This window comes from Bradyrhizobium manausense, assembly GCF_018131105.1.
Lineage (GTDB): Bacteria > Pseudomonadota > Alphaproteobacteria > Rhizobiales > Xanthobacteraceae > Bradyrhizobium > Bradyrhizobium manausense_B.
Genome location: NZ_JAFCJI010000001.1, coordinates 1235425 through 1249268, shown reverse-complemented (window position 1 = coordinate 1249268; position 13844 = coordinate 1235425). Strand labels below are relative to the sequence as shown.

14 protein-coding genes are annotated in these 13844 nt (G+C 64.5%); 7 read left to right on the top strand and 7 right to left on the bottom strand.

The window, feature by feature from the left end; all coding sequences use genetic code 11:
* The first annotated feature begins 109 nt into the window (after positions 1 to 109).
* Entirely contained in the window at positions 110 to 265 is a 156-nt protein-coding gene (locus JQ631_RS05665) for a hypothetical protein (RefSeq protein ID WP_212324679.1), read from the top strand.
* A gap of 16 nt (positions 266 to 281) precedes the next feature.
* On the opposite strand, the gene JQ631_RS05660 is transcribed toward JQ631_RS05665, so the two are convergent.
* Positions 282 to 908, bottom strand: a complete 627-nt coding sequence (locus JQ631_RS05660) for a ParB-like protein (protein ID WP_212324677.1) — start codon at positions 906 to 908, stop codon at positions 282 to 284.
* Positions 909 to 1189: 281 nt separating this feature from the next.
* On the opposite strand from JQ631_RS05660, the gene JQ631_RS05655 reads away from it, so the two are divergent.
* From JQ631_RS05655 to JQ631_RS05630, 6 genes are all read left to right on the top strand, one after another.
* Positions 1190 to 1534: a hypothetical protein gene (locus tag JQ631_RS05655; protein ID WP_212324675.1), complete on the top strand. Its 345-nt coding sequence runs from the start codon at positions 1190 to 1192 to the stop codon at positions 1532 to 1534.
* Positions 1535 to 1773: 239 nt separating this feature from the next.
* Positions 1774 to 2061 carry an acyl carrier protein gene (locus tag JQ631_RS05650; RefSeq protein WP_007592476.1) on the top strand — a complete coding sequence of 96 codons (288 nt, stop codon included), beginning with the start codon at positions 1774 to 1776 and terminating at the stop codon, positions 2059 to 2061.
* A 10-nt stretch (positions 2062 to 2071) separates the two neighbouring features.
* Positions 2072 to 2542, top strand: coding sequence for a 3-hydroxyacyl-ACP dehydratase FabZ family protein (locus tag JQ631_RS05645; RefSeq protein WP_212324673.1), 471 nt, complete (start codon positions 2072 to 2074; stop codon positions 2540 to 2542).
* Positions 2539 to 3744: a beta-ketoacyl-ACP synthase gene (locus JQ631_RS05640; protein WP_212324671.1), complete on the top strand. Its 1206-nt coding sequence runs from the start codon at positions 2539 to 2541 to the stop codon at positions 3742 to 3744. The genes JQ631_RS05645 and JQ631_RS05640 overlap by 4 nt, the downstream gene beginning before the upstream one ends.
* 48 nt (positions 3745 to 3792) lie before the next feature.
* Positions 3793 to 5070, top strand: a complete 1278-nt coding sequence (locus JQ631_RS05635) for a beta-ketoacyl-ACP synthase (RefSeq protein ID WP_212324670.1) — start codon at positions 3793 to 3795, stop codon at positions 5068 to 5070.
* Between the two features lie 8 nt (positions 5071 to 5078).
* Positions 5079 to 6011, top strand: a complete 933-nt coding sequence (locus tag JQ631_RS05630) for a lipid A biosynthesis lauroyl acyltransferase (RefSeq protein WP_212324669.1) — start codon at positions 5079 to 5081, stop codon at positions 6009 to 6011.
* 19 nt (positions 6012 to 6030) lie between these two features.
* Here the strand turns inward: JQ631_RS05630 and JQ631_RS05625 are convergent, their stop codons facing one another.
* The 6 genes from JQ631_RS05625 to JQ631_RS05600 all read right to left on the bottom strand — a co-directional run bounded on the left by JQ631_RS05625 (position 6031) and on the right by JQ631_RS05600 (position 13828).
* Positions 6031 to 7158: a polyamine ABC transporter substrate-binding protein gene (locus tag JQ631_RS05625; RefSeq protein WP_212324668.1), complete on the bottom strand. Its 1128-nt coding sequence runs from the start codon at positions 7156 to 7158 to the stop codon at positions 6031 to 6033.
* Between the two features lie 7 nt (positions 7159 to 7165).
* The gene (locus JQ631_RS05620; protein WP_212324667.1) at positions 7166 to 8347 is read right to left on the bottom strand and encodes an aminotransferase; all 1182 of its coding nucleotides are present in this window, start codon (positions 8345 to 8347) and stop codon (positions 7166 to 7168) included.
* Positions 8348 to 8354: 7 nt separating this feature from the next.
* Complete coding sequence (locus tag JQ631_RS05615; RefSeq protein ID WP_212324666.1) at positions 8355 to 8681, bottom strand: rhodanese-like domain-containing protein; 327 nt, start codon at positions 8679 to 8681, stop codon at positions 8355 to 8357.
* Positions 8682 to 8841: 160 nt separating this feature from the next.
* The gene (locus JQ631_RS05610; protein ID WP_212324665.1) at positions 8842 to 10770 is read right to left on the bottom strand and encodes a potassium transporter Kup; all 1929 of its coding nucleotides are present in this window, start codon (positions 10768 to 10770) and stop codon (positions 8842 to 8844) included.
* 155 nt (positions 10771 to 10925) lie between these two features.
* Entirely contained in the window at positions 10926 to 12824 is a 1899-nt protein-coding gene (locus tag JQ631_RS05605; protein WP_212324663.1) for a potassium transporter Kup, read from the bottom strand.
* A 173-nt stretch (positions 12825 to 12997) separates the two neighbouring features.
* Positions 12998 to 13828 carry an OmpA/MotB family protein gene (locus JQ631_RS05600; protein ID WP_212324662.1) on the bottom strand — a complete coding sequence of 277 codons (831 nt, stop codon included), beginning with the start codon at positions 13826 to 13828 and terminating at the stop codon, positions 12998 to 13000.
* Positions 13829 to 13844 lie beyond the last annotated feature (16 nt).

The window sequence follows — 13844 nt, the reverse complement described above, 5'->3', positions numbered from 1 at the left end:
GAACGCGGACGCTATCGGGAATTTCCTGCCCGCGGCCGCGATCGGAAGTCACAAGGCGACCACAGCAAGCAGCATTGGGTTGCGTGCCGTGCCTTCGAGGAACACTGAGATGAAGATCGTCATTCAAAGGCTCAATGGTCTTTGGCACCTCATTGTCGGGTCGTGCCGGATCCGTACGCCCTTCCTGGAAACCCAGGATCGCGCATTGGTCGTCACTTACGCCCGCCGTGTCTATCCCGGCGCCAAGATCTTCCAGCGCGACTGATGCGCGCGCGAGCGCATCAATCCTCCGATGCGGGCCCGCACCAGCCGGGCAGATAGACCGCGTCCTTGCTCTTGGCCGCGGCCAGGGCCTTCTCGAGCGCCTTGCCGAAATCGGCGTCGACGGCCTTGCGCGAGAGCTTTCGGCGCAGGAAGTCAGCCCACAAGAATTCGGAGAACGGCGTGGTGTCCTTGGCGAAGCCGCCCATGCGGCGCAGCTCGCCGGCAAGGCTGCGATAAGGATCGTCCTTGAGGTCGGCGACCGATTTCGGCAGATCGCGGAACGGGCGACGCTCGCCCTTGGAATCGTAGGGATAGACCCAGCGCTTGTTGTCCATCACGCCCCAGAACGCTTCGCGCTCGACCATGCGGAGATCGCCGACGACGGTGACCAGCACCTGCTTGATGCCTTCGTCGTGCAGCGCGCGGCCGAGATGGTGATGATCGATGACGTAGTAGCGCCCGTCGGGTCCGGCGACGACGGGGATCATGTGGGTGCCCAGGAGATCGGACTGCTTCTTCTTGCCGTGCTCGCGCCAGCGCTTGCGCTTCTCCTTGACCTCGCGCATGCCGACGGTCATCTGCGTCGGCCGCAGCGACAGGATCGACACCGGGTGCACTCTCGGCTCGCGCGCATTGGTGGTCATGATCGAACGGCCTCTCGTCTGGTGGCAGCTTGTGGTCCGGGTTCCCGATTATGCCATGGGCGTTGCGGCGGCAACATGGGCACAGGGCTGTTGCTGCAGCGCAACCCGTGCGTCCCTGACATCGGGATGACAACCGTTGCGAGGGGCGTTCGCCGCACCTGGGAAATGGTCGGGAACGATCATGCGAACCCGCAACGGGCGTGCGCGGCGAGAAGATTTTCTGCAACGCCTGTGTCGCCTATGCTATCTAAAATTCGCTGCTTTGGAGTGATCCCCGCCCCATGAAATCCCAGCGGCCCATAACCTCGGACGACGAGCACCAGGTGCTCCAGTTCAGGCCGCGGACGACGCCCTCCCCTGTGATCCACCGGGGCAGCGGTACCGTACAGCCATTGCATGCAGCAGCCCCTGAACCGCTCGACCTTTCCCGCTACGAGCAGCCTCGCGAGGAGCCGGACGATTTCCGCCATCGCATGCTCGCCAACATCGCCGCGCTCGCCTTCACCATCGCGCTGACCGCAATCGGGATCTGGCTTGCGGTCAGCATCGCCGATCTGCGCCGGACCCAGGATTGCGTGCTGATGGGCCGCCGGGACTGCGTCAAGATCACGACGCCGCACATCTAGGCCGGTCCGGCATCCAAGGCCGCCGGCGGCGGTTATCTCCGGCTGGGGCCTCGCCGACCGGCATCCCCAAGCCTGTCCACGGCCCCGTCCGGCTCCATTGAACTCAGGGCGACGCTCCGATATACGGGCTCTCGACCCGTCCAGAGGGGTGTTAGAGGGCGTCATCGGGGCGCGATGCCCACCCACCGTGCCACTCCTGGATACCCGACAAATACTCGCAATATATCAAAGGCTTAGTGATGTCATCCACATTCGATCAGGTCGCTACGATCATCGCTGAAACCTGCGACATTCCGCGCGACACGATCACGCCGGATAGCCATGCCATCGATGACCTCGGCATCGACAGCCTCGATTTCCTGGACATCGCGTTCGCAATCGACAAGCAGTTCGGCATCAAGCTGCCGCTGGAAAAGTGGACCCAGGAAGTCAACGACGGCAAGGCGACCACCGAGCAGTATTTCGTGCTGAAGAACCTGTGTGCGCGCATCGACGAACTGGTTGCCGCCAAGGGCGCGAGCGCCTAATCGGGCGGTCATGCAACTCGAATACTTCCACATGATCGATCGCATCGTCGACCTCAACGTCGACGAGAAGAAGATCGTCGTCGAGGCCCAGGTCCCCAAGGAGAGCACCATCTTCGAGGGGCACTTCCCGGGCTATCCCCTGATGCCCGGCGTGCTGCTGATCGAATCAATGGCGCAGGCCTCGGGCTGGCTGCAGCTCGGCGTGCTCAAATTCGAGCGCATGCCGATCCTAGCCGCTGTCAAGGAGGCCAAGGTCCGCGGCTCGGTGTTCCCTGGCGATCTCATGAGCATCGAGGCGACGCTGGCCCACGAGGGCTCGGGCTACGCCGTGACCGAGGCCAAGATCCGGGTCGGCGGCAAGCTGCGCGCGAACTCGACGCTCACCTTCACGCAGATTCCCTTCCCCAATGCGGATATGCGCGGCTACATGGATTCGTTCGCCAAGCGCATCGGCTTTCCGCAACAGGCCGTCTCGCCATGACTGACAATGCTTCGAAGCCGGGCCAGACGGAAGTCTGGATCACAGGTATTGGTCTTGCTACCTCGCTCGGCGAAGGTCTCGACGCCAATTGGGCCGCGCTCTCCGAGAAGCGCATCAATGTCGACGAGGAGGGCTTTGCGCCCTTCATCGTGCACCCGCTGCTGCCTGTCTCTTTCGACAGCCAGATCCCGAAGAAGGGCGACCAGCGCCAGATGGAAGCCTGGCAGCGCATCGGCGTCTACGCCGCGGGCCTCGCGCTCGACTCCGCAGGCATCAAGGGCAACAAGGATATTCTCTCGAAGATCGACATGGTCGTGGCCGCCGGCGGCGGCGAGCGCGATCTCAATGTCGACACCGGCGTGCTCACCGCCGAAGCCAAGGGCGCCAATGCGCCGGGCTTCCTCAACGAACGGCTGATGAGCGATCTCCGGCCGACGCTGTTCCTGGCCCAGCTCTCGAACCTGCTCGCCGGCAACATCGCCATCGTCAACGGTCTCGGCGGCACCTCGCGCACCTTCATGGGCGAAGAGGTTGCGGGCGCCGATGCCGCGCGCATCGCGCTTTCGCGCATCGCCTCGGGCGAGAGCGACATCGCACTCGTCGGCGGCTCGCATAATGGCGAGCGCAAGGACCTGATGGTCCTCTACGAATTCGGCGACTTCAATCTGAAGGACAAGTTCGCTCCGGTCTGGGCGCGCAAGGACCACGCAGGCTTCGCACTCGGCTCGGCCGGCGCGTTCCTGGTGCTGGAATCCAGGGCGCATGCGGAAGCGCGCGGCGCAAAGCCGTACGCAAAGCTGTCGAGCGTGGTGACGGATCTCGCCCGCCGCAAGCAGTCCGGCGACATGGAAGCGACGCTGGAGAAGCTCTGGGCCAAGCTGCCCAGGCGCGAGGGCAAGGGCGCGATCATCTCGGGTGCGTCGGGCGCGGAGCCTGCAACGTCGGAGGAGCGCGGCTTCCTGAAGCAACACCCCGACTTCCCGGTGCGCGCGACCGGCACGATGTTCGGCCACACCATGGAAACGCAATTCCCGCTGGGGCTCGCACTCGCAGCGCTGTCGATCTCGCGCGGCGCGCTGTTCCCGGCGAACGACTCGACCGGAACCGAGATTGAAATGCAGGGGGCGCCCACCCAGATTGTTGTGGTGGGGGCGGGACACTGGCGCGGCGAAGGCATGGCGCTGGTCGAGGCTGTCAGCTAAGGCGCGGCGCGCTTTGGCTGAATGCTCTAGCTTTATCGGGGGATCGACATGACTGCACCACGCGACAAACTCGGGCGTCCCGTCGTCGTCGTCACCGGCATGGGGATCATGACCTCACTCGGCAACGGCAAGGCCGACAATTGGGCCAAGCTCGTCGCCGGCGAATCCGGCATCCGCACCATCACGCGCTTTCCGGTCGACGGACTGAAAACCACGATGGCCGGCACGGTCGATTTCGTCAGCGTCGATCCGTTCTCATCAACCGGCCTCTCCGAACGGATGGCCGAGATCGTGACGCAGGAAGCGCTCGCGCAGGCCGGCATCGGCGCCAAGGCCGATTTCCCGGGTCCCCTCTTCCTCGCGGTTGCGCCTGTTGAAGTCGAATGGCCGCAGCGCCGCGAGCTCGGCCGCGCCGTCGGCTCACCCGATTTCACGTACGACGATCTCTTGCGCATCTCCGGCGGCGGCAAGTACAGCGCCTATCACCACCGCTTCATGTTCGGCTCGGTCGCCGCGCACCTCGCCGAAACCTTCGGTACCAAGGGCTCGCCGATCTCGCTCTCGACGGCCTGCGCCTCCGGTGCCACCTCGATCCAGCTCGGCGTTGAAGCGATCCGCCGCGGTGAGACCGATGCCGCGTTGTGCGTCGCCACTGACGGCACCGTCAATCCGGAAGCGCTGGTGCGCTTCTCGCTGCTCTCGGCGCTGTCGACCCAGAACGATCCGCCGCAGGCGGCCTCCCGTCCCTTCTCCAAGAACCGCGACGGCTTCGTCATGGCCGAAGGCGCCGGCGCCTTGGTGCTGGAAAGCTATGAAGCGGCCACCGCGCGCGGCGCGAAGATCCTCGGCGTGCTCGCCGGCTGCGGCGAGCTCACCGACTCCTTCCATCGCACCCGCTCGTCGCCCGACGGCAAGCCGATCATCGGCTGCATGAACAAGACGCTGGCAGATGCCGGCATGACGCCCGACCAGATCGACCACATCAACGCGCACGGCACCGCGACGCCCGAGAACGACAAGATGGAGTTCAACACGACTTCGGCCGTGTTCGGCGATCTCGCGCAGAAGATTCCGGTCACCTCGAACAAGTCAATGGTCGGCCACACCATCTCGGCCGCGGGCGCGGTCGAAGCGATCTTCTCGCTGCTCACGCTCGAGCATCAGCGCATTCCGCCGACCATCAACTACGAGACGCCCGATCCGACGATCCTGTTCAACGTGGTCGGCAACAAGGCGCGCGACGCTCGCGTCACTGCCGTCATGTCGAACTCGTTCGGCTTCGGCGGCCAGAACGCCTCGCTGATCCTGACGCGCGAACCGGCCTGACCGGACGCATGGCGCTGATTTCCATCAGCACGAAGATTCGCGCGCGGAATGCGGCCAAGTCGATCGGCGGCAGCCTGATCGGTGCCGCCACAGTCGGCATGCTGCGCACCACGCGCTATTTCGATCCGGTCAAGACCTCAGACTTTTTCGCGCGCGTCACCAAGCTGATCGGCCCGCGCCTGCGCGAGCACCGTATTGGCCGAGCCAATCTCACCGCGGCATTTCCGGAAAAGTCGCCCGACGAGATCGAGCAGATCCTGATGGGCGTGTGGGACAATCTCGGCCGCGTCGGCGGCGAATTCGCCCATATGGATCATGTTTGGGACTATGTCCGCGACCATCCGGAGAACAGCCGGATCGAACTGCCTCAGCGTACGATCGAGCTCTTCGACAACATCCGGGACGACGGCAAGCCGGCGCTGATCTTCGCCGCGCATCTTTCCAATTGGGAATTGCCGGCGCTCGCGGCGGTGTCGCACGGGCTGGATACCGCGATCCTCTATCGCCGGCCGAACATTGCCTCGGCCGACCGCATCATCCAGGAGATGCGCCAGGTCAACATGGGCACGCTGATCCCCGCGGGGCGCGACGCGCCGCTGCGGCTCGCGCAGGCACTCAAGGACGGCAAGCACGTCGCCATGCTGGTCGACCAGTATCTGACCGGCGGCGTCGAGGTCACCTTCTTCGGCCGCAAGACCCGCGCCAATCCGATGCTGGCGCGCCTGCTGCGCCAGGTCGAATGCCCGATCCACGGCGTCCGAATCATCCGCAAACCCGGCAACCGTTTCGTCGCGGAGCTGACCGAAGAAATTCCGCCGGTCCGCGATGCCGAAGGCAAGATCGACATCCAGGGCACGACGCAGGCGATCACCAATGTGGTGGAAGGCTGGGTGCGCGAATATCCCGAGCAGTGGCTGTGGCTGCACCGGCGTTGGCGGTAGCAGACTGGTCAGCCGCCGCTCACCTCCCCGTCTTCACCCTGGTCCAGAGCCGGTTGATGATGCGCTGGGTGGCGGGATCGCGGGCGGTGATGACGAACAGTTTCGAGAGCATCGCCTCATCAGGATAAATGTTCTTGTCACCTAGGATTTTCGGATCGACCAGCTTCTGGCTGGCGAGATTGCCGTTGGCGTAGGACAGGAAGTCCGAGTTCTTGGCGGCAACATCCGGGCGATAGAGGTAGTTGATCAGCTCGTAGGCTTCCTTGACGTTCTTCGCATCCGCGGGGATCGCAAGATTGTCGAAGAACATCTGCGCGCCCTCTTTCGGGATCGCATAGCCGATCTCGATGCCGGTCTTGGCTTCGGCCGCACGCGCACGGGCTTGCATGACGTCGCCGGACCAGCCGACCACGAAGCAGACCTCGCCGGTCGCCAGCGCACTCAGATATTCGGACGAGTGAAACTTGCGGACGAAGGGCCGGACTTTTGCGACGACATCGGCGGCCTTCTCGAGGTCGGCCTGCTTGGTCGAGTTCGGATCGAGCCCGAGATAGTTGAGCGCCGCCGGAAAGATATCGTCGGCGGAGTCGAGCATGTGCACGCCGCAGTCCTTGAACTTGGCGAGGTTCTCCGGCTTGAAGACGATGTCCCAGCTGTCGATCTTCGCATCAGCCCCGAGGATCTGCTTCACCTTGGCGACGTTGTAGCCGATCCCCGTCGTGCCCCACATGTAGTTCACGGCAAACTCGTTGCCGGGATCGTAGGTCGCGAGATTCTTGGTCACCATCGGCCAGGCGTTGGCGAGGTTCGGCAGCTTCGACTTGTCGAGCTTCTGGAAGATGTTTGCCTTGATCTGGCGCTGGAGGAAATACGCCGTGGGCACCACGACGTCGTAGCCGGACTTGCCGGCCATCAGGCGAGTCTCAAGCGTCTCGTTGGCGTCGAAGGTGTCGTAGACCACCTTGATGCTGGTCTCCTTGGTGAAGGCCTCAAGGACGCCAGGCGCCATGTAGTTCGACCAGTTGTAGAAGTTGACGACGCGCTCCTCGGCCCCTGCGGGGGCGAAGAGCAACGTCAGCGCGGCGGCGATTGCAAAACCAAGGAAACGCCCGGAAAAGCAAAGCCTGGAGCCGCTGACGTTCGTCATCTCCCGTCTACCTCTTGCGCCCGCGGATCGCGTCCGACAGCCGCTCCAGCGCGGTGTCGAGCGTCTGGTCCTTCTTGGCGAAGCAGAAGCGGACCACGGAGGTCACGGGGTCCTGCTCGTAGAACGCCGACACCGGGATCGCCGCGACCTTGTAGTCCTTCACGATCCGCCAGCAGAACTCGGCATCGCTCTCGTTGAGCCCGAGCGGCGACAGGTCGACGGTGAGGAAGTAGGTGCCCTGCGACTTCAGCACGGGGAAGCCGAGGCTCTCGAGCCCCCTGGTGAGGCGGTCCCTGCTCCGCACCAGATCCTGGCGCATCGACAGGAAGTACTCGTCGGGTTTGCCGAGGCCGTAGGCGACGGCGGCCTGGAGGTTCGGCGCGGTGGTGAAGGTCAGGAACTGGTGCACCTTGGCGGCGACGCGCAGCAGCGGAGGCGCGGCGCAGACGAAGCCGATCTTCCAGCCCGTCAGCGAGAAGATCTTGCCGGCCGAGCCGACCTTGATGGTGCGCTCGCGCATGCCGGGGATGGTGATCAGCGGGATGTGCTTGTGCTCGTCGAAGGTGACGTGCTCCCAGACCTCGTCGCAGATCGCGATGACGTCGAACTCCTGGCAGTAGCGCGCCAGCAATTCGAGGTCCTCGCGCGGATAGACCACGGCGCTAGGATTCAAGGGATTGTTGAACAGCACCGCCTTGGTCTTTGAATTGAAGACGCTTTTCAGCATGTCCTCATTCAGCCGCCAGTGCGGCGGCTCGAGCCGCACCAGGCGCGGGATGCCGCCGGCCTGGCGGATGATCGGCAAATAGGAATCATAGACCGGTTGGAAGCAGACGACCTCGTCGCCGGGCTGTACCACCGAGAGGATCGCCGAGGTCAGCGCCTCGGTGCCACCGGAAGTCACCATGACCTCGCTCATCGGATCGAGCTTGAGCCCGTGCCAATGGCCGTAGTGCGTAGCGATCGCCTGGCGCAGTTCCGGGATGCCCATCATCGACGGATACTGATTGTAGCCGTTGAGCGAGGCCTCGGCGGCCGCACGGCGGATGTCCTCGGGGCCGGGATCATCAGGGAAGCCCTGGCCGAGATTGATGGCGTTGTTGTCGCGCGCGGCCTGCGACATCGCCTCGAAGATGGTGACGGGCAGGTCGGCGAAGACCTTGTTCAGTGAGGAGCTCTTGGTCGTCATCGTGAGGTCAGCCACCGACCTTGCTGGGAAGACCCGCCGCCTTCCAGCCGAGCATGCCGCCGGCCAGATGCTTGTCGTAGGGGAGGCCCGCCGCCTGGGCGGCGAGCGAGGCGGTCACCGAGCGCTTGCCTGAACGACAGGCGAAAACGACCTCCTTGCCCTGGGGGTCTGGAATCGCCTTGGGATCGAAGGTCGAGAGCGGCACGACGACGCCGTAGGGGTAAGCCTCGGCCTGGACCTCGTTCGGCTCTCGGACGTCGACGAGCAGGTAGCGGCCCTCCGCGACACCCTTGGAGACCTCCTCGGGGGTCAGATCCTGTACTTGATTTGCCACATCATCCTCCAACGTCGCAGGGCGCGTCCCGGGGCGATCCCGGCGGGCGGCAACCTCGCCTCTCAGGCAGCGAAAATCAAGCGCTACAAAGGCTTGGGCTGCCTTGCGCAAGTTAAAGCTAAATTGCAGCGACTTGAAGTGCGGCCTTTGAATCCCGGCCCTAGATCGTCACCTGTGTGCCGACCTCGACGACGCGCCCCGAGGGGATCTGGAAATAGTCGGTGGCATCGTTGGCAGAACGGCTGAGCGAGATGAACAGCCGGTCCTGCCAGCGGGGCATGCCGGAATGGGCGGCGGGCTTCAGCGCCCTGCGCGACAGGAAGAACGAGGTCGACATGATGTCGAACTGCCAGCCGAGCTTGCGGGCGATCGCCAGCGCCTTCGGCACATTGGGCGATTCCATGAAGCCGAACTTCAGCGTCACCTTGGAGAAGGTCGGCGAGATCTGTTCCAGCCTCACCCGCTCGGCCAGGTCGATGCGTGGCGTCTGCGCGGTCTCGATGGTGAGAATGACATTCTTCTCGTGAAGCACCTTGTAGTGCTTCAGACTATGCATCAGCGCGGTCGGTGCGCTCAGGGGATCGCTGGTCAGGAACACGGCCGTGCCCGGCACCCGCTGCGGCGGCCGCTTCTCCAGCATCGCCACGAGCTCGGCGAGCGGGAATTCGAGCTTGCGCGACTTCTCGAACAGAAGCCGGCTGCCCCGCCGCCACGTGTACATCATGATGATCATGAGCGAGCCGAGCGCGAGCGGCACCCAGCCGCCCTCGAACACCTTGAGCAGGTTCGCGGTCAGGAAGGTCAAATCGAGGCACAGGAACGGGGCGATCAGCGCGGCAGCCGCGAGCGGCTTCCACTTCCAGCCCTTCCAGATCACGATGAAGCCCATCAGCGCCGTGACCACCATGGTGCCGGTGACAGAGATGCCGTAGGCCGAGGCAAGCGCGCTGGAGGAGCGGAACAGCAGCACCAGCAGCACCACCGCAACCAGCAGCAGCTGGTTGATGCGCGGGATGAAGATCTGGCCGGAATGAGCTTCTGATGTATGGCGAATTTCGAAGCGCGGCAGCAGCCCAAGCTGGATCGCCTGGCGCGTCAGCGAATAGGCGCCTGTGATCACGGCCTGGCTTGCGATGACGGTCGCCATGGTGGCCAGCACGACCATGCAGCCGCGGAAAAAGCCTTGCGGGAAGAGCTGGAAGAACGGGCTCACGATCGCGCCGGGATCGCCGAGCACGAGCGCGCCCTGCCCCAGATAGTTCAGCGCCAGCGACGGCAGCACGATCGACAGCCAGGCGATCTGGATCGGCCGCTTGCCGAAATGGCCGAGGTCGGCATAGAGCGCCTCGGCACCGGTCACCGCCAGGAACACGGCGCCCAGCGTGATGAAGCCGACGATGCCGTGGTGGAACATGAAGGACGCGGCGTAAAGCGGGTTCAACGCGTACAGCACCTGCGGCTGCTCGATAATGGGGTGGATCGCGGCCGCCGCGATCACCGCGAACCAGACGCACATGACCGGGCCGAAAAAGGCGGCGACGCGGGCGGTGCCGCGTGACTGCACGGCGAACAGGCCGACCAGGATGATCACGGTCAGCGGCACGATGTAGGGCTCGAACCGCAGCGTGACGTCCTTCATGCCTTCGGTCGCCGACAGCACCGAGAGCGCCGGCGTGATCACGGCATCGCCGTAGAACAGGGCGCCGGAAATGATGCCGAGCAGGACGATGGTCGCCCCGCCGGTTCCGACCGCCCGCTGGGCCAGCGCCATCAGCGCCAGCGTGCCGCCCTCGCCATTGTTGTCGGCGCGGAGCAGGATCACGACGTATTTGAGCGTCACCACGACGATGAGCGCCCACAGGATCAGCGAGAGCACGCCGAGCACGGCGGCCGGCGTCGGCAGCCCTTCGGCGCCCGAGGCAGCCATCACGGCCTCGCGGAACGCATAGAGCGGGCTGGTGCCGATATCGCCGTAGACGACACCGATGCTGCCGAGCGTCAGCGCACCGAAACGGGCGGTGGTATGGGCGTCGCCATGCCCAATGGCCGCCGCCGTTTCCGGGGCGGAAATCGCTACGTCACTTGTCATGGGAGAGCCTGGTGGCCTCTAAAAATGCTTCACTGCACAACGGCGGAGGAGCGCGCGCGGCTTATAGTCCTGCGCTGGCGGCATAGCCTAGCCCGATTCTGGGCCCTTGGCATGCAAATCCGCATGGGTCCGCCATCCGCGTCCTGACGGAAGCCTCAAATGGTGACCTGGGTTCCGACTTCAACCACCCGCCCGGTCGGAATCTGGAAGTAGTCGGTGGCATCGTTGGCGGACCGGCTGAGCGCGATGAACAGGTGATCCTGCCAGAGCGGCATGCCCGATTGTGCCGAGGCCTTCAGCGAGCGCCGCGACACGAAGAACGACGTCGACATGATGTCGAACTGCCATCCCTGCTTGCGCGCGATCGCAAGCGCCTTGGGCACGTTCGGCTGCTCCATGAAGCCGAAGCGCAACCGGACCTTGGAGAACTTCTCGCTGATCTTCTCCATCTTGAAGCGCTCGGAGAGATCGACCCGCGGCGTGTGCGCGGTCTCGATGGTCAAGATGACGTTGTGCTCGTGCAGCACCTTGTTGTGCTTGAGATTATGCAAAAGGGCGGTCGGCACGAAGGCGGGATCGCTGGTCAGGAACACCGCCGTGCCCTTGACGACGTGCGGCGGCCGCTTCTCCAGACTGCGGATCAGATCATCCAGCGGCACCTCGATCCGGCGTGTCTTCTGGATCAGGATCCCCGTGCCGCGCCGCCAGGTCCAGATCGTCCCTGCCATTGCCACGCCGAACAGCAGCGGCACCCAGGCGCCTTCGAGCAGCTTCAGCAGATTGGCACTGAAGAAGGTCATGTCGACCATGACGAAGGGCAGGATCACGACCGCAGCCGTTGCGGCCTTCCAGTTCCACAATTTCCAGATCACCACAAAACCCATGATGCCGTCGGCGACCATGGTGGTGGAGACCGCGATGCCATAGGCCGAGGCCAGATTGCTGGGCGTATGGAACAACAGCACCAGCAGCATCACGCCGATCAGCAGCAGCCGGTTGACGCGCGGCAGATAGATCTGACCGGCATGGGTCTCGGAGGTGTAGCGCACCTCGAAGCGCGGCAAGAGGCCGAGCTGCACCGCCTGATAGACCAGCGAATAGGCACCGGTGATCACTGCCTGGCTGGCGATGACGGTCGCCGCCGTGGCGAGCCCGACCAGCGGCAGCACCAGATGTTCCGGCACCATCCGATAGAACGAGTGCTCGATCGCGCTCGGATTTGACAGCACCAGCGCGCCCTGCCCGAAATAGTTGATCAGCAGCGCCGGCAGCACGAAGAACATCCAGGCCGACTGGATCGGCTTGCGGCCGAAATGACCGAGATCGGCGTAGAGCGCCTCGCCGCCGGTGACCGCGAGGAAGACCGCGCCGAGCGTCACCAGCCCGATCGTGCCGTGCGACAGCAGGAATTGGAACGCGTAATAGGGATTGATCGCGGCCAGCACCGTGGGATCGTCGGCGATGTGAATGACGCCCAGCACCGCCAGGACAGCAAACCAGATCACCATCACCGGGCCAAAGGCCGAGGCCACCAGCGCGGTCCCCTTGCTCTGGACCGCGAACAGCAGCACCAGGATCAGCACCGTGAGCGGCACGACATAGTGCTCAAACGCCGGCGTTGCGAGCTTGAGGCCGTCGACCGCCGACAGCACCGAGATCGCCGGCGTGATCATGGAATCGCCGATGAACATGGAGGCGCCGACCACGCCGAGCGCGAGCAGGAACCAGCTCCGACGCCCCAGCGCGCGCTGACCGAGCGCCATCAGCGAGAGCGTGCCACCCTCCCCGTTATTGTCGGCGCGCAGCAGCAGCAGCACGTATTTGGCGGTGACGACGATCAGCAGTGCCCACAGGATCAGCGAGAGCACACCGAGCACCATGATCCGTGTCACCGGCTCGCCATGGGCCGCGCCTCGGACCGCCTCGTGGAACGCGTACAGCGGCGAAGTACCGATGTCGCCGAAAACGACGCCAATGCTCCCGAGCGTGAGGGACCAAAAGCCTGTGGTGACCGGCCCGTCCTGGGTCTCGGTCGATGTGATGCTCGCCGTCATGAGGGTGGAAAACGCTTCGTCCCTGGAATTGATCCGGCGCCTTTTGACGCTTCCGGCGCGCCTGTCAATCGGCTCCCCACCATAGCAGGCGCGGCGGCAGATGCTGTGACGGTGCGGCCACGTTCGCCGCCTCTGCGACTGATTGTCTCAGGTAAAATAGTAGTGCAAGGGGATCAGGGCTTCAAGTTCGGCGGCAGCGGCGGATCTTCGCGCATCAAGGTGATGGTCACGCGCCGGTTCGCGGCGAGCGACGGATCGTCCGGGAACAGCGGCTGGGTGTCCGCCTTGCCGGCGACGGCAAAGACATGCGACGGCGGCAGGCCCTCGCGCTCGAGGATCTGGCGCACCGCGTTGGCGCGGTCGGCCGAGAGGTCGAAGGCGCCGTAGTCGCTGCGCGTCGGCACGAAGCCGGCCGCGGTGTGGCCCGCGATGGAGACGCGCAAGGGCGTCGCCTTGAGGGGGACCGCGAGCTTCTCGATCAGGCGGCGGGTGCGGTCGTACGGCACCTTGGAGCCGTCCGCGAACATCGAACGGCCGTCCTGGTCGACGATCTCCAGATTGAGGCCCTGCTTGGTCTCCTCGAACATGACGTGCTTGGACATCTCGGTCAGTTCCGGCATGTCCTGCAACGCCTGGCGCAGCGAAGCGGCGGCGAGCGCAAAATTGCGATCGATCTTCAGCTTAGCACCCTGGGTGCGGTCGCGATCCTCCTGGTCCGGCGTCGGCGTGTTGGAGGCGTCCTCGGGCTCGATGTGGTCGACATTCTTCAGCCGCGGCCGGGTCGGCAGGCCGTCCGACTCGACGATGCCGGCATAGCGCGCTTCGCTCTGAACGCCGAAGGCATCGCGCATGGAGCCTGCGACGACCTTCAGCTTGTTGGCGTCCTGGGTCGAGAACGCGACGAGCATCACGAAGAAGCTCATCATCAGCCCCATCAGGTCGGCGAAGGTCACGAACCAGCCGTGACCGCCTCCGTGTGCATCGCCACGCTTCTTCTTGGCCATGACCTAGATCCCGGCG